Source organism: Sphaerimonospora mesophila (genome assembly GCF_001417795.1).
In the GTDB taxonomy this organism is placed as follows: domain Bacteria; phylum Actinomycetota; class Actinomycetes; order Streptosporangiales; family Streptosporangiaceae; genus Sphaerimonospora; species Sphaerimonospora mesophila.
This window is the reverse complement of the sequence record NZ_BCBX01000030.1, coordinates 557,183-577,357: the sequence shown is the minus strand read 5'-3', so window position 1 is coordinate 577,357 and position 20,175 is coordinate 557,183. Positions and strand designations below refer to the sequence as shown.

19 protein-coding genes and 1 pseudogene are annotated in these 20,175 nt (G+C 65.8%); 10 read left to right on the top strand and 10 right to left on the bottom strand.

Going from position 1 to position 20,175, the window contains the following annotated elements; all coding sequences use genetic code 11:
- Window positions 1–196: 196 nt before the first annotated feature.
- The 3 genes and pseudogenes from AP234_RS02965 to AP234_RS39370 all read left to right on the top strand — a co-directional run.
- Entirely contained in the window at window positions 197–544 is a 348-nt protein-coding gene (locus tag AP234_RS02965) for a hypothetical protein (protein ID WP_055477921.1), read from the top strand.
- Window positions 528–1,079, top strand: a complete 552-nt coding sequence (locus tag AP234_RS34560) for a nucleotidyl transferase AbiEii/AbiGii toxin family protein (protein WP_083501707.1) — start codon at window positions 528–530, stop codon at window positions 1,077–1,079. The genes AP234_RS02965 and AP234_RS34560 overlap by 17 nt, the downstream gene beginning before the upstream one ends.
- Window positions 1,080–1,384: 305 nt before the next feature.
- Window positions 1,385–1,570, top strand: a pseudogene (locus AP234_RS39370) (DUF6247 family protein); the annotation flags it as partial.
- Between the two features lie 402 nt (window positions 1,571–1,972).
- Here the strand turns inward: AP234_RS39370 and AP234_RS35845 are convergent.
- Both AP234_RS35845 and AP234_RS02955 read right to left on the bottom strand, forming a co-directional pair.
- A complete protein-coding gene (locus AP234_RS35845; RefSeq protein WP_152990202.1) occupies window positions 1,973–2,239 on the bottom strand; it encodes a hypothetical protein in 267 nt (88 codons plus the stop codon).
- 158 nt (window positions 2,240–2,397) lie between these two features.
- A complete protein-coding gene (locus tag AP234_RS02955) occupies window positions 2,398–2,616 on the bottom strand; it encodes a hypothetical protein (RefSeq protein ID WP_055477919.1) in 219 nt (72 codons plus the stop codon).
- 282 nt (window positions 2,617–2,898) lie between these two features.
- On the opposite strand from AP234_RS02955, the gene AP234_RS02950 reads away from it, so the two are divergent.
- Window positions 2,899–3,756 carry a helix-turn-helix domain-containing protein gene (locus AP234_RS02950; RefSeq protein ID WP_055478225.1) on the top strand — a complete coding sequence of 286 codons (858 nt, stop codon included), beginning with the start codon at window positions 2,899–2,901 and terminating at the stop codon, window positions 3,754–3,756.
- Window positions 3,749–3,949 carry a DUF397 domain-containing protein gene (locus AP234_RS02945; RefSeq protein ID WP_055477918.1) on the top strand — a complete coding sequence of 67 codons (201 nt, stop codon included), beginning with the start codon at window positions 3,749–3,751 and terminating at the stop codon, window positions 3,947–3,949. The genes AP234_RS02950 and AP234_RS02945 overlap by 8 nt, the downstream gene beginning before the upstream one ends.
- 253 nt (window positions 3,950–4,202) lie before the next feature.
- Here AP234_RS02945 and AP234_RS02940 read toward each other — a convergent pair whose 3' ends face one another.
- A complete protein-coding gene (locus AP234_RS02940) occupies window positions 4,203–4,571 on the bottom strand; it encodes a DUF5615 family PIN-like protein (protein ID WP_055477917.1) in 369 nt (122 codons plus the stop codon).
- Complete coding sequence (locus AP234_RS02935; protein ID WP_055477916.1) at window positions 4,568–4,798, bottom strand: DUF433 domain-containing protein; 231 nt, start codon at window positions 4,796–4,798, stop codon at window positions 4,568–4,570. Before AP234_RS02935 ends, AP234_RS02940 begins: the two co-directional genes overlap by 4 nt.
- A gap of 222 nt (window positions 4,799–5,020) precedes the next feature.
- On the opposite strand from AP234_RS02935, the gene AP234_RS02930 reads away from it, so the two are divergent.
- From AP234_RS02930 to AP234_RS02920, 3 genes are read left to right on the top strand one after another with little or no spacing between them, the layout of a single operon-like run.
- Window positions 5,021–6,538 (top strand): type I restriction-modification system subunit M, encoded by a 1,518-nt coding sequence (locus AP234_RS02930; RefSeq protein WP_055477915.1) that lies wholly within the window; start codon window positions 5,021–5,023, stop codon window positions 6,536–6,538.
- Window positions 6,535–7,761, top strand: coding sequence for a restriction endonuclease subunit S (locus tag AP234_RS34555; RefSeq protein ID WP_083501706.1), 1,227 nt, complete (start codon window positions 6,535–6,537; stop codon window positions 7,759–7,761). The genes AP234_RS02930 and AP234_RS34555 overlap by 4 nt, the downstream gene beginning before the upstream one ends.
- A 22-nt stretch (window positions 7,762–7,783) precedes the next feature.
- Entirely contained in the window at window positions 7,784–11,212 is a 3,429-nt protein-coding gene (locus tag AP234_RS02920; protein WP_055477913.1) for a DEAD/DEAH box helicase family protein, read from the top strand.
- A gap of 5 nt (window positions 11,213–11,217) precedes the next feature.
- Here the strand turns inward: AP234_RS02920 and AP234_RS02915 are convergent, their stop codons facing one another.
- From AP234_RS02915 to AP234_RS02895, 5 genes are read right to left on the bottom strand one after another with little or no spacing between them, the layout of a single operon-like run.
- Window positions 11,218–12,213, bottom strand: a complete 996-nt coding sequence (locus AP234_RS02915) for a LacI family DNA-binding transcriptional regulator (protein ID WP_055477912.1) — start codon at window positions 12,211–12,213, stop codon at window positions 11,218–11,220.
- Window positions 12,214–13,593: a GH1 family beta-glucosidase gene (locus tag AP234_RS02910; protein WP_235557924.1), complete on the bottom strand. Its 1,380-nt coding sequence runs from the start codon at window positions 13,591–13,593 to the stop codon at window positions 12,214–12,216.
- A complete protein-coding gene (locus AP234_RS02905) occupies window positions 13,590–14,411 on the bottom strand; it encodes a carbohydrate ABC transporter permease (RefSeq protein ID WP_083501705.1) in 822 nt (273 codons plus the stop codon). Before AP234_RS02905 ends, AP234_RS02910 begins: the two co-directional genes overlap by 4 nt.
- Window positions 14,412–14,467: 56 nt before the next feature.
- On the bottom strand, window positions 14,468–15,454 hold the full coding sequence (locus AP234_RS02900) for a carbohydrate ABC transporter permease (RefSeq protein ID WP_235557923.1): 987 nt from the start codon (window positions 15,452–15,454) through the stop codon (window positions 14,468–14,470).
- Between the two features lie 26 nt (window positions 15,455–15,480).
- Complete coding sequence (locus AP234_RS02895; RefSeq protein WP_235557922.1) at window positions 15,481–16,809, bottom strand: extracellular solute-binding protein; 1,329 nt, start codon at window positions 16,807–16,809, stop codon at window positions 15,481–15,483.
- A 401-nt stretch (window positions 16,810–17,210) separates the two neighbouring features.
- Here AP234_RS02895 and AP234_RS02890 point away from each other — a divergent pair, with 401 nt between their 5' ends.
- Window positions 17,211–18,581 carry a glycoside hydrolase family 16 protein gene (locus tag AP234_RS02890; RefSeq protein ID WP_055477910.1) on the top strand — a complete coding sequence of 457 codons (1,371 nt, stop codon included), beginning with the start codon at window positions 17,211–17,213 and terminating at the stop codon, window positions 18,579–18,581.
- A 111-nt stretch (window positions 18,582–18,692) separates the two neighbouring features.
- On the opposite strand, the gene AP234_RS02885 is transcribed toward AP234_RS02890, so the two are convergent.
- Window positions 18,693–19,298 (bottom strand): hypothetical protein, encoded by a 606-nt coding sequence (locus AP234_RS02885; protein ID WP_055477909.1) that lies wholly within the window; start codon window positions 19,296–19,298, stop codon window positions 18,693–18,695.
- A 645-nt stretch (window positions 19,299–19,943) separates the two neighbouring features.
- Here AP234_RS02885 and AP234_RS37015 point away from each other — a divergent pair.
- Window positions 19,944–20,175 (top strand): winged helix-turn-helix domain-containing protein (locus tag AP234_RS37015; protein ID WP_200926193.1); only part of this gene is annotated, 232 nt, incomplete at its 3' end.

Below are 20,175 nucleotides of genomic sequence, written 5' to 3'. Positions count from 1 at the left end.
GGCGAACTCTGCCGGACTGGACTGACCAGGCCGAAAAGGCTGGAGAGACGTGGCAGTGCCCCCTTTGACGCCTTCTATCGCACCTTGATCACACTCGCATCCAAAGTCACACGATCCTCACCGATACGCCTACCGACTGGGTGACCGGGACGGCGTTGTGGGTGCGCGTGTCGAGAGATTAGGCCACACTGGAGACATGAGCAGCCAGGATGCGGCGTCGTTGCCATCATGGTGGGCCGGCGCGGACGAGGCCATGCCCTTGTCTCTGGACGAGTTAGCCGGCCCCGATCACGGGGTGGTGATGCTACCGGTCGATCTCGCATGGTCCGGCCGCCGGAGCTTCGACCTGGCCGATCCCGATCAGCGGTACCTCTGCTACATGACTGTGCTGACCGCCGGGGTCACCCGCGAACACTACACCCGATGGTTGAACGCCGATCTCCTGCGTGCGCAGTGGTCACGACTCCGTCTGCCTCGCCCACTGCGTCGGCAGTGGCAGGACCACTTCCCCGAATTGCGAACTTCAGTTGCCCGCCCTGCTTGAAGGCGACCACGCGCTGCTGATGCAAGCTGCCCTGCCTGTCTGCGATAGGTACGGCTTGGTCCTGGCCGGCGGATACGCGATCAAGGCACACGGTCTTGTCGACAGACCTTCTGACGACATTGACTTCGCCACTGCCAGCAGCGCACCGATGGAAGAAATCGTCAACGCTCTTGCACATGCCTATCAGCAGGCCGACCTTGAAACCTCCGTGATCTCGGCACAGGACCGCAAGGGGCATCTGCTCGTACGATTCCCTCATGGCACGAGCTATCGCATCGACGTCCTCAAGGAACCACTGAACCATCCACCGACGAGCATGAGCTTCGGCCCTGTGCTCTCGTTGGAGGACGCGGTGGCTCTCAAGGTGGGCGCACTGCACGATCGCGGTCTACCCCGCGATCTCATTGATGTGCACGCGGCCACCGAGTACTTCAGCGATGCGGAACTGACCACCATGGCCAGGCGTCCTCGGCGAGGACTTCTTCCCCGAAGACCTACGCGACCAGCTCGAACATGCGGCTGCCTTTCAGGATGAGGAGTTCACGGTGTACGGCTGTGGCCTAAAGGAGATCAACGCCATGAGGGCATGGGCGCAGCAGTGGGCCGACCGACTCGGCCTCGAACTGGCCGAAAACAAACTTTGGATGGATGAGACACCCGACTGAACACGACCTTGAGGCTCGGCCTTACGTCGGAGAGTCCCTCGCGGTCAGTCGCCCTCTGCCAGTTGCCGTTTATAGCTTCGAAGGCGGGTAGAAGGGGCAAGAGCATGACGGTACAACCTCAAGAGCCGGGAAGCTATGGGCGTAGACCGCAGCAGGTTCGCGCAGGCTTCGTAACGATCGCAGCCCGCGTACCATCCGTGCCGCGCTTCCCATTGAGGATCTCGAAGCCTTCGACCAGCAGTGCCGCGAGGCTGTGCGCACGGTCTCGGACGATCTAGATCTGACACCCCTGCACGAGTGCGTGGAGTCCCGGTGGCGGCGTGCGGTTCTCCGAGCCGATCCCGTGGCCTACAGGACCTGATTGACCAGGCTGAGGAGATCCGACGCCGGGTGGAAGTCGGTGAGCCCACCGATGGCGGCAAAACGGTAGGTGGACGTTCACACGACATCCAACTCCCGCGGGTGAATGAAAACGCCACGATCCTGGGCAGCGGAGCCGTGGCCCCGAGGCGCGCCGTCAGATCTCAGGTCCGGGGTGGGGTGGCCCGCCTGTCGTCACGGGGGTGGTACGGCAGGCGGGCCGTTTGGTGGAGCGGCCTTCCCCGATGGGAAGGTGTTCGTGGAAGGCCGCCCAGACCCTGCCGATCATCGGTAACAGTGATCGGCAGGGCGGCTCATTGGGTCTGCCACGCGGGGAGCTTCAGGTTGCGTACGGCCTGAGCCGTACGGCTGCCGAGCCCAAGGCAGGTGTGGCGGGTCGGACTTACGTGGGTGGGGTCTCCATGACGGCGAGGGCGGCCAGGCCGATGAGGTGCATTCCGGCGCTGCGGGCTTCGGCGATCGTCATCTCGATGATGGTGCGATGGTCGGTCTGGAGGTGGATGCGGGGCTCGTCGTCGCCGGGGCTGAGTACGAGGTCGAGCCAGAGCCGCTGTGGAAGCCCCGCCAGGGGGATGGCGTGCAGGTCGACGGCCTGAATCCAGGCGTTATGGATGCGCTCGCCGGGGTGCTCGTCGATGTGAGCGTCCATGCACCACGGTGGGCACGACCGATCCCGGACCGGCCGGCTCGAAACGTACCGGTCGCGGGCGTTAAGAGCGCCCTGTGGGAGTCCGCCGTCTCGCCGACCGTCGTTCGCACTCGGCTCGGCGATGTCGATCGAGGCCCGGCCTGTGATTTCGTTCCCGGTCATTGGGTCACCGCCATCTCGGCGAGGCTCTCCTGCTCGGCGATGGCCTGACACAGTGCGCGCAGGTTGTCACCGTCGACCGTGCGGTAGGCGCCGGCCTGCTCGGCCTCTGGAGAGAACGGCCGCTGCCGGCTGGCCCACAGTCGCCCCTCGTCGCTTCTCATGATCCGCCACCCGGCGAACTCCGCCCCGGGTGTCGTGGCCCTATCGTGTGACATGGTCAGGAAACCTCACTTCCTGATCAGGACCCGCCCTGTCGTGGCAGCGGCGGGCGGGTCCGCTGTTGGTTAGCGAAGAAGAGTCGTTTTCTAACAGATCCTTCCGTTTCCGTCTCCGAGACGTCACAGCCTGAGGTTGACGACTCAGAGTGATCTGCTGACTCCGATTCGCACATGGCCATGTTGAGGTCGAGTGATGCAAGCTGTCAATGCAATGTGCAGATTCTCTTTGCTTCGTGCATTGCCCTCTATCGGCACTCTCTGTTGAGGCACACTGACCTCATGTCATCGACCCACAGCCCCACGGTTCGCCTCCGGCGTCTCGCCCGTGAACTCCGAAGACTGCGCGAGAACAGCGGGTTGAGTCCCGAGGCTGCCGCTGCTCGCCTCGGTTGGAGTCGTAGCAAAATCAGCCGCATCGAGACAGGTCGCACCCGCGCGAGTTCGGCCGATGTCTCCGATATCTGCGATCTTTATGGGGTCGACTCAAGGGCTCGGGCCGGACTGATTCAGCTCGCGAAGGAAGGCCGGCAACGGGGCTGGTGGACGGCCTACGCTGACGTGTTTACCGGCTCGTACGTCGGCCTGGAAGACGAGGCGGCCTTCATCCGCCAATGGGAAGTACAACTCGTTCCGGGCCTGCTCCAAACCGAGGACTATGCCCGCCACGTGATCAGTGCAGGGCGGCCCGGGGCTCCTGATCCCGACGACGTCCATAGGAGGGTCAGGGCGCGCATGGCACGCCGCACATTGCTGAGCCGGCCCAACGCACCGGAGCTACATGCAGTGCTGGACGAGGGAGTAATTCGACGTCCGATAGGCGGTCCCCGCGTGATGCGCGATCAACTGGACGCGCTGCTGAACTCAGCGAGGCGACCCAACGTGACGATCCGCGTCCTCCCCTATGACGTCGGAGCGCACGCCGGTCTGGAGGGCGCGTTCACGATACTCTCCTTCGCCGAGGAGGCCGATCCTGACGTTGCGTACGTCGAGGGCACCGCAGGCGATGTCTACGTCGAGAGCACCGAGCAAGTGGACCGCTACAGATCCGCGTTCGCGCGAATCAGCGATGCGGCTCTGCCGGCCGAAGAAAGCTTGAAGCTGATCTTGAATACCAAGGACAATCTCCCTCATGACTGACCTGTCCATGGCGAACTGGCGTAAGAGCAGCCACAGCGGCAGCGGAAACAACTGTGTCGAGGTGGCCACGAACTTGCCGGGCCTGGTGGCCGTACGGGACAGCAAGGACCGCTCAGGTCCGGTGCTGGCCTTCACCCCGAGCGAGTGGAGCGCCTTCATCGCCGGTGTGAAGAGCGGCGAGTTCAACATCTGACCGCGGAGGCACCCCGGATCGCTCGCGCTGGCAGGTCCGGGGATACCCGCGTGCTGCTGAGGGGAGCTTGCGGTACGCGGGTCGCGCCTACCTGGTTGGGCGAGGTTCTGTGGCGTCTCCTCCTACTCCGGTCGGGTGGGTGTGTCTATGTGAGCACGCCGTTGGTCTTGCTTGGCAAGGGACCGCCTGGTCTAAGCCTCAACCGGAACGCCTTGGTCTGAGAGGTTGCGGGGCACCCTGCCGTTCGGCGCCTTTAACGAAGCGGGAGACCCCGAACGCGGATGCCGGTAGTTGTGAACGCCGCGATCGCGCCCCTGGAGAGATGCGGTTGGAGGATATCGAGGTTCGAAAGGATGGTGTTCACCAGGTCGGGTGGCCGGAGTTCCAGGAGCTCGCGAACGAGGATGACCGAAGGTTCGGTGGCGCGAGCCTGAGCCAGGAGCGCGCCGAAGTCGGTGTCAGCGGAAATGATGACCCGGTCGCCCGCTACGGCAAGTGCCATGATCGTGGTGTCCGGTGCGCTCTTCGCGTGAAGAACACGAACGTGTACCGCGTCATGATCGGCTTTGGTGAGTAGTTCGGCGACTCGAGGTGAGAGGTTCTCGTCGACCAGGAAGTTCACGCCGACTCGCGAAGCCGGTAGAAGTGGACGTTCGTCGACGCCGCTGCGTACTCGAGAGCCTGCTTGACGTCGTCGCGTTCGAGATCGGGGTAGTCCGACAAGATCTCGTCGAAGGACCAGCCGGCGGCAACGAGTCGGACCACGGTCTCGACGGTGATGCGCAGGCCGCGGATGGTGGGCTTGCCTTCGAGCTTATCGGGCTCGACGGTGATGCGGTCGTAGGTCATGGTGTCTCCCCTCGCTCCTGATACTGCCAGGTTGGCCACGAGCGGGCGAGCGCCATTGACTGAGTCCGACGCATGAAGGACATACGCCGCTGGGGACCAAGTAGCTGGAACGGTGGGTTACCTGCCCAGCGATCTGGAAGTGGAGGGGTGACGGGAGTCGAACCCGTGCTGTCATCTTGGGAAGCTGATGGGGTGTCGATTGCTCCGCTACGCTGACGGATCGTGATTACGGGTGAACTGAGGAACAAAATTGACCGGCTCTGGGACGCCTTCTGGTCAGGGGGGATCTCCAACCCGCTGGAGGTCATCGAGCAGATCACCTATCTGATGTTCATCCGGCGGCTGGAGGACATCCAGACCGCGAAGGAGCGCAAGGCCAGCCGGACCGGCAAGCCCATCGAGCACCCGATCTATGATGACGAAACCAACGTGCTGCGGTGGTCGCAGTTCATCGAGCTGCACCCGGAGAGCATGCACCAGACCGTGCGGGACGCGGTCTTCCCGTGGCTGCGCGTGCTGGGCGGCGAAGGCTCCACCTACTCCCAGCACATGAAGGACGCGCGGTTCACGATCCCCACGGCGAACCTGCTCACCAAGGTCGTCGACATGATCGACGACATCCAGTTGGGTGAGCGAGACACCAAGGGCGATCTCTACGAGTACATGCTCAGCAAGCTCGCGACCTCGGGCCAGAACGGCCAGTTCCGGACATCGCGGCACATCATCCAGCTCATCGTGGAGATGATGGCCCCCGGACCAGGGGACGAGATCTGCGACCCGGCCTGTGGCACGGCCGGCTTCCTCGTCGCGGCGGCGCAGTACGTCGCCCGGACCCACAAGGACGCACTGCTCGACCTGGCGCAGCGGCGCCACTTCAACGAGAACATGTTCCACGGCTTCGACTTCGACAGCACGATGCTGCGGATCGCCAGCATGAACATGCTGCTCCACGAGATCGAGCGTCCCGATATCCGCTATCGGGACTCGCTGGCCGAGAGCACCGCGAGCGAGGCTGAGCGCTACACGATGATCCTCGCCAACCCACCGTTCGCCGGGAGTCTCGATTACGAGACCACCGCCAAGGACCTGCTCAAGGTCGTCAAGACGAAGAAGACCGAGCTGCTGTTCTTGGCGCTCTTCCTCCGCCTGCTCAAGCCCGGTGGCCGGGCGGCCGTCATCGTGCCCGACGGGGTGCTCTTCGGATCGACGAAGGCGCACAAGGAACTCCGCCGCATCCTGGTCGAAGACCACAAACTCGACGCGGTGGTCAAACTCCCGAGCGGTACCTTCAAGCCGTACACCGGAGTCTCCACGGCCATCCTGTTCTTCACCAAGACCAACAGCGGTGGTACGGACGACGTCTGGTTTTACGAGGTCACTGCGGACGGCTTCAGCCTGGACGACAAGCGGACTCCGTTGCTGACCGAAGACAAGCTTGGCCCCACGCCGAGAACTCAGCTTGACGAGGCCGAGCACGCCAAGAACAACCTCCCGGATGCGCTCGCCCGGTGGACACTCCGCAACGGCAGCGAGAAAAAGCGCGCCAGGACCGAGCAGAGCTTCTGCGTCCCCAAGGCCGACATCGCCGCCCAGGGCTACGACCTTAGCCTCAACCGATACAAGGAAGTCGTCCACGAGGAAGTCGAGCACCGCCCGCCGAGCGAAATCCTGGAAGAGCTGGAACGCATCGAGTCCGACATCCAGCAGGGCATGTCCAATCTAAAGGGGATGCTGGGATGACGCTATGGTCCATAGTGCCACTTGGCAGCATTGCAACAATTCAAGCGGGAACCGGCTTTCCGGTTAGATATCAAGGAAAGACGTTTGGTGCATACCCATTTGCCAAGGTTGGAGACATTTCGAAGCTTGCCAGGGCAGGGGGAAGTCAATTATCGCATGCAGATAATTATGTAAGCGCGGCAGACGTGCGAGAGCTCAAGGCGAGAATAGTGCCGGAAGGCTCCATTGTATTCGCGAAAATTGGCGAGGCGATCCGCCAGAACTTCTGTGCCATTACTGTGCGACCATGCCTTGTTGACAATAATGTCATGGCAGTTTCGCCCGATAAGTGCATGGTTGATTTGCGCTACTTCTATCATTTTTGGAAGTCGCTTGACCTTTACCCGCTTGCCGACTCGACGACGGTTCCATCGATTCGGAAATCAACTCTTGAGAAGCTTGCGGTTCCCCTTCCACCTCTAGATAAGCAGCGACAAATTGCTGAGGTGCTCGATCGTGCCGATGCCCTGCGCGCGCAGCGTTGGAAGGCAATCTCCCTTCTCGACAGCCTCGCTCAGTCCATCTTCCGTGACATGTTCGGTGATCCAGTGGAGAACGACCGCAGTTGGCCGGTCGCGGAGGTGGCTGACTTCATCAAAGGGTTCGAGAGCGGAAAAAACCTTGCAGCCGGCGAAGAGAACGGCAATACCAGGTATCGGATCCTGAAGGTCAGCGCAGTGACTTCCGGTGTATTCAAGGCCGAGGAGAGTAAGCCAGCCCCCGAGGGCTATATCCCGCCGATGTCGCATGTTGTGCGGGATGGAGATTTACTGTTTAGTCGAGCCAATACGGCGGAACTTATCGGCGCGACTGCACTTGCAATCAATCCGCCCCTCAATGCCCTCCTCCCTGACAAGCTTTGGCGATTTCTATGGTATTCACCAGCTCGCGCAAATGTGCTCTATGTTCGACATCTGTTTCGTCAGCCGGGGTTTCGCTGTGAAGTAAGCAGAAAGTCCACTGGCAGCAGTGGGTCGATGAAGAACATCTCTCAGGCCAAGGTTCTTTCGATTGAATGCGGGCTCCCGCCACTAGACTTGCAAAACGCTTTTGGGGAACGCGTCGCCTCCATTGAGCAGCTTCGCTCGTTGTACACATCCCACCTCGCCGAGCTGGACAACCTGTTCGCGTCGTTGCAGCAGCGGGCGTTTCGGGGGGAGTTGTGGGACACTCGGGATAACTGAATCCTTCCCCGGAGGGTGTCCGTTGGGCAACTTCGAGTTTCTTCGTCCGGAATGGCCTGATTTATACGAAGAAGCCACTCGCGCCGAGCGGTTGGCGGTCGCCGATCCACGGGTGTCGTGCTTCTACGCCCGGCGGACGCTGGAGTTGGCGGTCGCCTGGCTCTATACGGCTGACGACACGCTGCGGCTGCCGTACCGGGACGATCTCGCCGCCCGGATCACTGAGCCGACCATGGTCAGGCTGGTCGGCCCGGCGATTCGCACCAAGATGGACCTCATCCGGCGGCAGGGAAACTCGGCCGTGCACCGCAGGGGGCCGGTGCCGCCCACCGACGCGGTCCGGACCGTGGCCGAGCTGTTCCACGTCATGTACTGGATCGCTCGCCGCTACGCGCGTAGTCAGATGCCGACCGTCGGCCTGGCCTTCGATCAGACGCTGATTCCCAAGCCCGTCCCGGCCGAGGTCAGGCAGAAGAGGCAGGCCGAGATCCAGGCCATGGCCGAGGAGTTCGCCAGGCAGCAGGCCGAGTTGGCCAAGCAACTTCGCAAGAACCAGGACCTCGATGCCGAGCTGGCTGAGCTCCGGGCCGAGATCAAGCAGGCCAAGGCGGCCAACGCGGCGGTCCCGGACGCCCACGACTACAACGAGGCCGACACTCGCGAGCTGCTCATCGATCTGCTGCTCAAGGAAGCGGGCTGGCCGCTCGACAAGAAGGAAGATCGGGAGTTCCCGGTCACCGGCATGCCCAAGGGCGGCACCGGCAGGGTCGACTACGTCCTGTGGGACGACAACGGCAAGCCGCTCGGCCTGGTCGAGGCCAAGCGCACCAGCCACGACGCCGGCGTCGGCCAGCACCAGGCCAAGCTGTACGCCGACTGTCTGGAGCAGATGTTCGGCCAGCGGCCGGTGATTTTCTACACCAACGGCTACGACACCTACCTCTGGGACGACCGGAACTATCCGCCCCGGAAGGTCCAGGGGTTCTACACCAAGGACGAGCTCCGTACGCTGATTCATCGCCGCAGCAGCCGCCGGCCGCTGTCGACGGAACCGATCAATCCCGAGATCGTCAACCGCAACTATCAGACCCTGGCCATCCAGCGCATCGGCGAGACCTTCGACAAGGACGGCATGCGGCACGCGCTGCTGGTGATGGCGACCGGCTCGGGCAAGACCCGTACGGTCATCGCGCTGGTCGACCAGTTGATCCGGGCCAACTGGGTGAAGCGGGTGCTGTTCCTGGCCGATCGGCAGGCCCTGGTCACCCAGGCCGCCAACGCGTTCAAGGAGCACCTGCCCGGCGTGCCGACGGTGAACCTGCTGACCGAGAAGAACGACGAGGGCCGGGTCTACGTCTCGACGTACCCGACCATCATGAACCTCATCAACGAGACCGCCGACGGCGTGCGCAGATTCGGACCGGGCTACTTCGACCTGGTCGTCATCGACGAGGCGCACCGGTCGGTCTACCAGAAGTACGGAGCGATCTTCGACTACTTCGACTCGCTGCTCGTCGGGCTGACCGCCACGCCGAAGGACGAGATCGACCGCAACACCTACCGTCTCTTTCACCTCGAAGACGGCGTGCCCACCGATGTCTACAGCCTGGACGAGGCCGTGGCCCAGGGCTACCTCGTCGCCCCGAGCGCGGTGGACGTCCCGCTGAAGTTCCAGCGCGGCGGCATAAGGTACGACGATCTCTCGGACGAGGACAAGGAGAAGTGGGACGCGATCGACTGGTCGGAGAACGACGACGCCCCCGACGAGGTCAGCGCCGACGAGATCAACAAGTTCCTGTTCAACGCCGACACCATCGACAAGACGCTCATCACGCTCATGAGGTACGGCGCGAAGGTCGAGGGTGGGGAGCGCCTGGGCAAGACGATCATCTTCGCCCGGAACAACAACCACGCCGAGTTTATCGCCCAGCGTTTCAACGAGCTCTTTCCCGAGTACAAGGGCGCGTTCGCGCAGGTCATCACCCATCAGAAGCGGCTCGCCCAGGATCTGATCGACAAGTTCTCCGACCGTGACAAGGCCCCGCACATCGCCATCTCGGTCGACATGCTCGACACCGGGATCGACGTGCCCGAGGTCGTCAACCTGGTGTTCGCGAAGCTCGTACGGTCCAAGACGAAGTTCTGGCAGATGATCGGGCGTGGCACCCGGCTGTGCCCCGACCTGTTCGGCCCCAACCAGGACAAGAGCGGTTTCCTCGTCTTCGACCTGTGCCAGAACGTGGAGTTCTTCAACCAGAACTTTCCGACTGCCGAGGGCAGGATCCAGCCCTCGCTGAGCGAGCGGCTGTTCCGGCAGCGGATGGACCTGCTGCTCGACCTCGACCAGCAGCACCCCGAGCTGTCCCCGCCGAAGGACGGCACACCAGACGGGACGAAGAGCGAGGTCGATCTGCGCTGGGCTCTGGCGGAGCGGCTGCAGGCCGAGGTGGCCAACATGAACACCGCCAACGTCGAGGTGCGCCGTCGTCTACGCGAGGTCGAGACCTATCGGGAGCCGGCCAGCTGGCATCGGATCACTCCGGACAAGCATGCCGAGATCACCTCGACTCTGGCCGGGCTCCCCACCGAGTTCCGCGACGACGACAACAGTCAGGAGGCCAAGCGCTTCGACCTGCTCTCGCTGCGGCTGCAGCTCGCCCTGATCCGGGCAGACGCTGACTACCCCAAGCTCCGCACGCAGGTGCAGGAGATCGCCTCGGCCCTGCTCGATCCGACCACGCTGACCATTCCCAACGTCAGGCGGCAGCAGGAGTTCCTCGAAGACCTCACCACCGACCAGTGGTGGGAGGACGTCACGCTGCCGATGCTGGAGAACATGCGCAAGCGGCTGCGTGGGCTGGTCAAGCTCATCCCCAGGGTGAAGCGCGGCATCGTCTACACGGACTTCGAGGACGAGCTCGGCGACCTGAGCGTGACGCAGATCAACGGCGTTTCCCTGGGGACGGACAAGTCCAGGTTCGAGGCCAAGGTGCGGACCTACCTGCGCAGCCACGAGAACGAGCTCGTGATCCAGAAGATCCAGCGGAACCGGCAGATCACCTCGGCCGACCTCGACCAACTTGAGCTGATCTTCCTCAGGAACGGCTTCGGCACCGGGGATGACATCGAGCGGGCCAAGTCCGAGCACGGCGGGCTCGGCCTGTTCCTCCGTGGGCTGACCGGCCTCGACCGTGCGGCCGCGGCGAAGGCGTTCGACCGGTTCCAGTCCGGCCGGAACCTCACCGCCAACCAACTGCACTTCGTGACGCTGGTGATCGACTTCCTGACGAGGAACGGCTTCATGGAGGTCGACGTGCTCTATGAGTCTCCGTTCACGTCGGTCGCTCCCGGCGGTCCCGAGACCATCTTCTCCGATCCCGACGTCGACGCCCTCGTCGAAGTCCTGGCCACCGTTCAGGCGACGGCCGTACCCGAGGAGAGCGCCGCCTGAACGGTTCAGGCGGACTCGCGGATGATGAGTTCGGTGGGGAGGATGACCGGGGCGGCCGGGCCGCCCTCGAACAGGCCAAGCAGCAGCCGGACCATCGCGACCGCCTGCTCCACGATCGGGTGCCTGATCGTAGTCAGCGGGGGCTCGGTGTAGCGGGCGGCCTCGATGTCGTCGAACCCGACCACGGCGACGTCGTCCGGCACCCGCCGGCCGGCCTGGCGCAGCGTCTGCAGCGCACCGATCGCCATCAGGTCGTTGGCGACGAACACCGCGTCCAGCGCGGGATCGTCCTCCAGCAGGTGCCGCATGGCGACCGCGCCGGACTCACGGGTGAAGTCGCCGACGGCGACGATCGAGCGGCGGTCGCAGGCGCGCAGCGCGTCGCGGTAGCCGGTGAGCCGGTCCTGCCCGCCGATCATGTCCTGTGGCCCGGCGATGGTCGCGATGCGGCGCCGTCCCCGTTCCAGCAGGTGCCGTACGGCCTTCTCGGCGCCGCCCACGTTGTCGTTGTCGACGTACGGCAGCGGCACGGGCACGGCCGGCCTGCCGTACGAGACGACGGGGACGCCCATCCGCGTGATCGCCGCGGGCAGCGGATCGGCGCCGTGCATGGAGATCAGCATGACGCCGTCGACGTGGCCGCCCGCGATGTACCGCTCGATCCGCGCGTGGCTCTTGGTCGAGCCGGCCAGCATCAGCACGACCTGCCGGTCCGCGGCCTCCAGCTCCAGGCTGGCCGAGCGGATGACGGTCGCGAACATCGGATCTTCGGAGAAGACCCGGGTCGGCGGCTCGGACACGACCAGGGCGATCGACCCGGTCCGCTGGGTGACCAGGCTGCGCGCGGCCGAGTTGGGGACGTAGCCCAGCTCGTCGACCGCGCGCAGCACCGCCTCCCTGATCTGCGGAGTGACGGTGAGCCTGCCGTTCACGACCCGGGAGACGGTCGCGCGGGACACCCCCGCCCGCGCCGCCACCGCCTCCAGCGTGGGTCGTCTCATTCATTCCCCCTGCAGCCCGTTGCGTTGGATGACCTCCCGATACCACAGCGCGCTGTCCTTGGGGAGGCGTCGCTGGGTCGAGAAATCGACGTACACGATGCCGAACCGCTTGTGGTAGCCGTAGGCCCACTCGAAATTGTCCAGTAGCGACCATACGAGATAACCGCGGAGGTCCGCACCGGCCGCGATCGCGGCGTGCGCGGCCCGCAGGTGCCCGTCGAGGAAGGCGATCCTCTCGGGGTCGTGGACCCGCCCAGCGCCCGTCTCGTCGTCGGTCACGCCGTCCTCGAAGGCCGCGCCGTTCTCGGTGATCAGCAGCCCGACCTCCGGATAGTCGCGCGACAGCCGTACGAGCAGGGTCTCCAGGGACGCCGGTTCGATGGGCCAGCCCATCGAGGTCACCGGGCCGGTCGGCGGCACGAACCGGATGTCCTCGGTGCCGGGGTAGTCCGGATTGGCCGGCTCGCCGGGCGAACGTGAGACGGTCGTGGGGCAGTAGTAGTTGACCCCGAGCAGGTCGATGGGCTGGTTGATCACGGCGAGGTCGCCGTCCCTGATGTGATCGAGGCCTCCGTGTCCGGCCGCGATCTCCAGGACCTCCTCCGGGTAGCGCCCGCGCAGCGCGGGGTCGAGGAACTGCCGGTTCAGCAGCGCGTCGACCCGGGCCACGGCCTCCTCGTCCTCGCCCAATATGGTGCCGAGGTTGAGCGTGAGCGCCAACTCGGCGGCGCCTGCAGAACGCAGGGCCGAGGCGGCCAGGCCGTGTCCGAGCAGCAGGTGGTGCGCGGCCCGGAACCCGGCGGCCGGGCTGCGCCGTCCGGGTGCGTGCACCCCCGAGCAGTAGCCGAGGAACGCCGACACCCAGGGCTCGTTCAGCGTCGTCCACGTCCTGATCCGGTCGCCGAGCCGGTCGTGTACGGCCAGGGCGTAGTCGGCGAACCGGAACGCGGTGTCCCGCTCGGTCCAGCCGCCCAGGTCCTCCAGCGCCTGGGGCAGATCCCAGTGATAGAGGGTGGCGTAGGGGGCGATGCCCCGGCCGAGCAGTTCGTCCACCAGCCGGTCGTAGAAGCCGAGGCCTTCGGCGTTGACCGGCCCGGCCCCGGTCGGCTGGATGCGGGGCCAGGCGATCGAGAAGCGGTACGCCTTCAGGCCGAGGTCGGCCATGAGCCGTACGTCCTCTGCGTACCGGTGATAGTGGTCGCAGGCGACGTCGCCGGTGTGGCCGTCGGCCACCTTGCCGGGGGTGTGGGAGAACGTGTCCCAGATGGACGCGCCCCGGCCGGCCGCCGAGACCGCGCCCTCGATCTGGTAGGACGCCGTGGCCGTACCCCAGACGAAGTCGTCGGGGAAGCGGCCGAAGCCGTCAGGAGAACTCATCATCCTTTAACAGCTCCCTGCATGATTCCTCCGATGATCTGCTTTCCGAGCATGACGAAGATCAGCACCAGCGGCAAGGTCGCCACCGCCGTGCCGGTCAGACCGAGGGTGAAGTCCCTGACGTACCCGCTGGCGAGCTGCGACAGCGCGACCTGCACCGTCGGGTTGTCCGGGGTGAGGACGACGAGCGGCCAGAAGTAGTCGTTCCACGCGGTCATGAACGTGAGCATGCCGAGCACGGCCGCGGCCGGCCGGGCCGCCGGGATGACGACGTGCCAGAACAGCCGCCAGGTGCCGCAGCCGTCCATCCGGCCGGCCTCCAGCAGCTCGGTGGGCAGCGCGCGGCTCAGGTACTGCGTCATGAAGAACACGCCGAACGCGCTGACCAGGGCGGGAACGATGACCGCGTACATCGTGCCGGTCCACTCGAGTTTGATCATGAGCATGTACAGCGGGATGATGCCGAGCTGCGTCGGCACCATCATCGTCACCACGGTCAGCAGCAGCAGCACGTTGCGGCCGCGGAAGCGCAGCTTGGCGAAGGCGAAGCCGGCCAGCGTGGAGAAGAGCATCACCGAGAAGGTGATCGCGCCGGCCACGACGACCGAGTTGAGCAGCGCCAGCGCGAAGGGCGCGGTGTCGAAGACCCGCTGCACGTTGGCGAAGAAGTTGCCGCCGGGCAGCAGCGGCGGCGGCACCTCGGCCAGCGCCGCGTTGTCGTGCGAGGCGACGATCACGCTCCAGTAGATGGGGAACGCCGAGAAGAACGCCACGGCGGTGAGCGTGAGATAGGTGAGCGGGTTCCTGCGCAGTGATTTCAACGACGTTCTCGACGGCGTTCTCGATGACGTTTTCAACGGTGACTTCAGCGGCGATTTCACTCCAGCCCACCTCGCATGCGCCGTACGACCAGGTAGTTGACGCCCACGACGAGGATGACGAGCAGGAACATCACCCACGCCGCCGCCGAGGCGTAGCCGAACTCGAAACTCCGGAATCCCTTCTCGTAGAGGTAGAGCGCCAGCGTCTGGAACTGCCTGTCGGTGCCGCCCGTGACGGAGGCGCCGTTGCTGACCTGGGCGCCGAACAGCAGCGGCTCGGCGATGATCTGCATCGAGCCGATCGTGGTGACGATGACCGTGAAGATGATCGTCGGCCGGATCATCGGGATCGTGATCCGCCGGAGCTGGCGGGCGCCGGACGCCCCGTCGATGGTCGCCGCCTCGTACAGCTCGCGTGGTACGGCCTGCATCGCGGCGAGGTAGATGAGCGCGTTGTAACCCGTCCACCGCCACATGATCATCAAGGCGATCGCGATGTGCGAGCTCGCCACGTCGGCCTGCCAGTTCACCGGGTCGACCCCGAAGACGCCGAGCACCAGGTTGACCAGCCCGAACTCGCGGCCGAAGAGCTGGCTGAAGATCACCACCACGGCGACGACGCTCGTCACGTTGGGCAGCAGCAGCGTGATCCGCCACATCGTCTGCGCACGCAGCGGCCGGTTCAGCAGGTGCGCGAGCACCAGGGCCAGCGCGAGCTGGGGGATCGCCGACAGCAGTCCGATGGACAGCGTGTTGAACGCCGCGTTCCAGAAATATCCGTCGGCGAACAGCTCCCCGTAGTTCTCCAGCCCGATGAACGGGTTCTCGCTGCTCAGCAGGTTCCAGTCGTGCAGTGAGACCCAGGCCGTGTAGATCAGCGGGAAGAGCCCGAAGGCCGCGAAGAGCAGGAAGAACGGCGAGACGAAGGTGTACGGCGTGGCCGACCGCCCCAGACGGACGACCGGCCGAGGCAGGCCGCCCGCCCCGGCCGCGCGGCCGGGGGCAGGCGGGTGGCCGTCCTCTGGTGCGGACGGACGAGTCACGGAGACGCTTTGACGGGACATCCGGACTACTTGATGTCCCCGACGTCCTTGAGGACCTGGGCCCAGGCCTCATCGGGCGTCTGGCGGCCCTGCTCGACCCGGCCGAGGCCGTTGCCGATCGCCGTACGCACATCGCCCTCCCGCGGCCCGAGGTGCTGGGGCTTGAGGTTCGCCGCCGCGTCGGAGTAGATCTTGCCGACCGGCGCGTCGTTGAAGAAGTCCTTGGTGAAGTTCTGGATGTCCGCCTGGCCGTACAGCGAGGGGATCGACGGGAAGTTGCCGGTGGCCTTGAACACGGCGGCCTGGCTCTCCGCCGAGGTCAGCAGGTCGATCAGCTCGGCGGCCTCCTTGGGGTGCTTGCTCTGCTTGGGCACGGTGAGGTGGCTGCCGCCGGAGTTGCCCGCGCCGCCGGGCACCGTGGCGATGTCCCACTTGCCGGCCGAGTTCTTGGCCTGGTCCTGGATGTAGGCGGTCATCCACGCCGGGCAGATGACGGTCGCGAACGTGCCCTTGGCGAAGCCGGTGTTCCACTCCGGGGTGAACGCCCCGATCTTGGCCGACAGGCCGGCGTCGATCATCTGGACCGACAGGTCCCAGGCCTTCTTGATGTCGGGGTTGGTGCCGACGACGATGTTGTCCTGCGCGTCGTATACGCCGACCGGGGCCTGCGCGATCATCGCGCGCATGATCTCACCGGGGCTGTCGAAGAACTTGGCGTCCTTGGGCGCAGCGGCGGCGAACTTCTTGCCGATCTCGATGTACTGCTCCCAGGTGGGCCACAGCGCCGACACCTCCTCGCGCCCGGTCGGCAGCCCGGCCTGTTCGAACAGGTCGGTTCTGTAGCACATCGCCAGGCCGCCGACGTCGGTGCCGAGGCCGATGAGGGCGCCGTTCGGCGCGAGGCCCTGCTGCCACTTCCAGTCGAGGTAGTCGCTCTGCCGCCGCTCCAGTCCGAACTGCTTGAGGTCGGTGAACCTGTCCGGCTGGGCGGTGAACTGGCTGATGTAGCCGACCTCGATGGCCTCGACGTCCGCCGTGCCCGCGCCGGTGGCCAGATGGGTGGCGAGGTTGGTGTGGTGGTCGGCGAAGGCGGCCTGACGCTCCTCGATCTCGACGTTCGGGTGCGTCTTCTTGAACTCCTCGTAGAGCGGCTTGAAGCCGAAGTCGCCGAACAGCGCCACCGTCAGCTTGATCTTCTCGGCCGATCCGCCGGAGCCGTCCGACTGGGTGGAGGTGCCGCCGCCTCCGCCGCCGCATGCGGCGGTGAGGGTCAGCAGAGTGGCGGCGATCATGGGGGCGGCGAGTCGGGTGATCTTGTTCATCCGGTGTGCCGTGGAGAGGCGGGGAGTGCCCATGAACCCTCCTTGGGTTCTGGAAATTCGATCTTGAAGAGAGCGCTCTCAGAACGCTCTCAGCACAGAGTGGGCCTGGAGTGTGCGGAGCGTCAATACCAGGATCAGTAACGATCCTCGTTATACGAGTTGGGGAGAGCGCTCTCAGCGGTTTGGCCTAGTCAGCCAGCGCTCGGCGGAGAAAACGCTCTCGCGGACACTACTTGGGCCCTTGACCGATGTCTGATCGAGGAGGAAAGTGTCGGCAAGTCGGTCCGCGGCCGCGGCGCGTTCCCCTGTCCTTGACGAATCTCCGCCGAGGAGATCAAGGAGAAGAGGCAGCCATGCATGAGTCCCATCCCCCTGCGTCCCATCCCCCAGCGTTTGGGCGATCCGTCCGGACACGATGGCTCCGCCGCCCGCTCTTGGCCCTGCTCGTCGCCTGCGCGGCGGTCGTCGCCGTCGCCGTACGGCCGGCCGGCGCGGCGGTGCCGGCCACCCCGTCGGGCTGGTCGCTGGTCTGGGCGGACGACTTCAACGGTTCGGCCGGATCACTGCCGTCGTCCACCAACTGGATCATCGACACCGGTCATTCCTATCCCGGCGGTCCGGCCAACTGGGGCACCGGAGAGATCCAGAACTACACCGCGAACCCCGCCAACGTCAGCCTGGACGGCAACGGCAACCTTCGCATCACGCCGATCGGGAGCGGTCAGAACTGGACCTCCGCCCGCATCGAGACCCGCCGAGCCGACTTCAAGCCGGCCCCCGGCCGCATCCTGCGGATCGAGGGCCGCATCCAGATGCCGAACGTGACCGGTGACGCCGCCCTCGGCTACTGGCCGGCCTTCTGGGCGCTCGGCTCGCCGTACCGCGGCAACTACTGGAACTGGCCGGCGATCGGCGAGTTCGACATCATGGAGAACGTCAACGGGCTCAACACGGTCTGGGGCGTGCTGCACTGCGGCGTCGCCTCCGGCGGGCCGTGCGACGAGACCAACGGCCGCGGCGCCAGCCGGGCCTGCCCCGGTTCGACCTGCCAGTCGGCCTTCCACACCTACCGCTTCGAGTGGGACACCAGCGTCACGCCCAACCAGCTGCGGTGGTACGTCGACGGCCAGCAGTTCCACAGCGTCAGCCAGAACCAGCTCGACGCCACGACCTGGTCCAACATGACGTCGCACGCCGGCTACTTCCTGCTGCTCAACGTCGCGATGGGCGGCGCCTTCCCCAACGGCGTGTCCGGCCGCGCCACCCCGACCTCGGCCACCGTCTCCGGGCGGCCCATGGTGGTCGACTACGTAGCGGTATGGCAGAGCGGCGGCGGCACGTCGCCGAGCCCCTCGCCCACCTCCCCGCCGACCTCGCCGCCGCCCGGCGGCGTCGACGCCCGGTCCACCATCCAGGCCGAGAACTACCAGGCCCAGAGCGGCACCTCGGTGGAGCCCACCAGCGACACCGGCGGCGGGCAGAACGTCGGCTACATCGCGAGCGGCGACTGGCTCCGCTATGACAGGGTCGACTTCGGCTCGACCCCGGTCACGCAGTTCAAGGCAAGGGTGGCCTCGGGCGCGGCGGCCGGGGTGAGCGGCCTCGTCCAGGTCAGGCTCGACAGCCTGACGGCCGCGCCGATCGGCAGCTTCGCGATCGCCGACACGGGCGGCTGGCAGAGCTGGCGCACCGTGCCGGCGAACATCTCCGCCGTGACCGGCACGCACACCGTCTACCTCACGTTCAGCAGCGGCCAGCCCGCCGACTTCGTCAACGTCAACTGGTTCACGTTCTCGACGTCGTAACCGCACGTCCACACCGGTGCCAGGACCGGTCGAATGGCCGGTTCCGGTACGACGAGGCCCGCCGTACCGGAACCGGCCCCTGTCGTCTCTAGGCCGTCACCCTTTCCTTCGTCAGTCGGTCGGCTCGACCGTCTCGGGGCCGGCCGTCTCCTCCGGACCCGGGGTCCCGGTCCCGTGCGGCGACGGCGCGGTCTCCGAAGGCACCGGCGCTCCCGGGCCGGTCTGCGCCGGTGAAGCCGGGCCTCCCGCGCCGTGTCCGAGCCACTGCGGCCGGGTCAGGTCCGTGATCATGAAAGCGGCCGGTCGCTGCCCCTGGGCCGAGCCGATCACCCAGACCTTGTCACCGTTCCTGATCCCGGAGATGCCCTCCGGTCCGGCGCAGACGCGGGTCGAGCCGTTGACGGCGTAGGTACGCGCACCGCCGTCGTCCCCGCGCACCGAGATGGAGTTCTGCCCGACCGAGGTGGCGACCCCGGTCTGGGTGGTGAAGGTCTGGTACCCGCCGCCGGGTGTCGCGCTGGCTCCGGGAGTGGGCTGGATCCGCGGTGGCTGGGCCGCGGGGTGAATACCTGGCGAGTTGCCCGCGGTGGCCAGGCCCGCGCCGGTGGCGACCAACGCGGCCGCCGCGACGCCGAGAACGAGCCGGCGGCCTCCAGGCCTGCGCCGGGTGGGCTCCCGCGACGGGAACTCGGGCGGGCGGATTTCGGAATCAGTCATCGGACGCTCCCTCCACCTCCACTCGTCGCCGTGCGGGGGGTGCGAGGGCGGGACGCCAGGCAGCATGACGCATGGCGCGGCACGGCATGACGCGTCGTGGGCGGTGTGGCTGGTCTGTGTCTTATCGAACCTGTGTCTTTTGGGACTGTCTGTGCTGCGGCCTGCGCTGGGCCGTGGCCGGATGTGACGAGAACGCGCGCGAGCGTCGCGGCGGAGATGTGCGTCGGCGCGCTCCGGCCGTACGGATCGTCACCGGTCAGCCGCCGCTCGGCCGCCGCGCCGAGACGGTCGGCATGCCGGCGGATCCTTTGGCCGCCCTACCCCCTCCCGCACCACGCTCACCGCTCTGTCCGTAAAGTCCTCGGTGGCGTCTGACAAACAGGGTCCTGCCCACGCGCGGCCGGGATTTCCGGGGGCCGGAGGGGCCGTACGGACCCAGGTCCGCGGCCCGTCTCTCCCGGCGAGTGGGGCGCGGGACGCGGTGCTCCTCGCCCGGGTCCGACCGGCCACCGCAGCGCCCGGAAAGATTGATTGACGCAGATAACCTGCCGCCGTATCGTCCATCCGGCCATGTATGCCTGAACCGTGAACTTGGGGATTCCGCACCGCTTCCCGGGGGGGTACGGCGAAAACAGGAGGGGGACATTGGCACTTAAGATCCTTGGACCGCTTGAACTGGTCGCCGGAGGTGATTCGCTCGACCTCGGCGGCCCCAGACAGCAGGTGGTTCTCGCCATGCTGGGCCTGAATGTGAACAGCGTGACTTCGATGGATCAGCTGATCGAGGCCGTTTGGGGCGAGCACCCGCCGCTCACCGCACGCGGACAGGTTCAGGTATGCATTTCGGAAATCCGAAAGCTGTTGACCAGGGCCGGAT

Excerpts from the sequence above, each read along its gene's own strand:
- AP234_RS02885 (WP_055477909.1), bottom strand. The coding sequence starts at position 19,298 with ATGACTGATTCCGAAATCCGCCCGCCCGAGTTCCCGTCGCGGGAGCCC.
- AP234_RS02965 (WP_055477921.1), top strand. The coding sequence starts at position 197 with ATGAGCAGCCAGGATGCGGCGTCGTTGCCATCATGGTGGGCCGGCGCG.
- AP234_RS02910 (WP_235557924.1), bottom strand. The coding sequence starts at position 13,593 with ATGATGAGTTCTCCTGACGGCTTCGGCCGCTTCCCCGACGACTTCGTC.
- AP234_RS02950 (WP_055478225.1), top strand. The coding sequence starts at position 2,899 with ATGTCATCGACCCACAGCCCCACGGTTCGCCTCCGGCGTCTCGCCCGT.
- AP234_RS34555 (WP_083501706.1), top strand. The coding sequence starts at position 6,535 with ATGACGCTATGGTCCATAGTGCCACTTGGCAGCATTGCAACAATTCAA.
- AP234_RS02915 (WP_055477912.1), bottom strand. The coding sequence starts at position 12,213 with ATGAGACGACCCACGCTGGAGGCGGTGGCGGCGCGGGCGGGGGTGTCC.
- AP234_RS02935 (WP_055477916.1), bottom strand. The coding sequence starts at position 4,798 with ATGACCTACGACCGCATCACCGTCGAGCCCGATAAGCTCGAAGGCAAG.
- AP234_RS02895 (WP_235557922.1), bottom strand. The coding sequence starts at position 16,809 with ATGGGCACTCCCCGCCTCTCCACGGCACACCGGATGAACAAGATCACC.
- AP234_RS35845 (WP_152990202.1), bottom strand. The coding sequence starts at position 2,239 with ATGGACGCTCACATCGACGAGCACCCCGGCGAGCGCATCCATAACGCC.
- AP234_RS02945 (WP_055477918.1), top strand. The coding sequence starts at position 3,749 with ATGACTGACCTGTCCATGGCGAACTGGCGTAAGAGCAGCCACAGCGGC.
- AP234_RS02955 (WP_055477919.1), bottom strand. The coding sequence starts at position 2,616 with ATGTCACACGATAGGGCCACGACACCCGGGGCGGAGTTCGCCGGGTGG.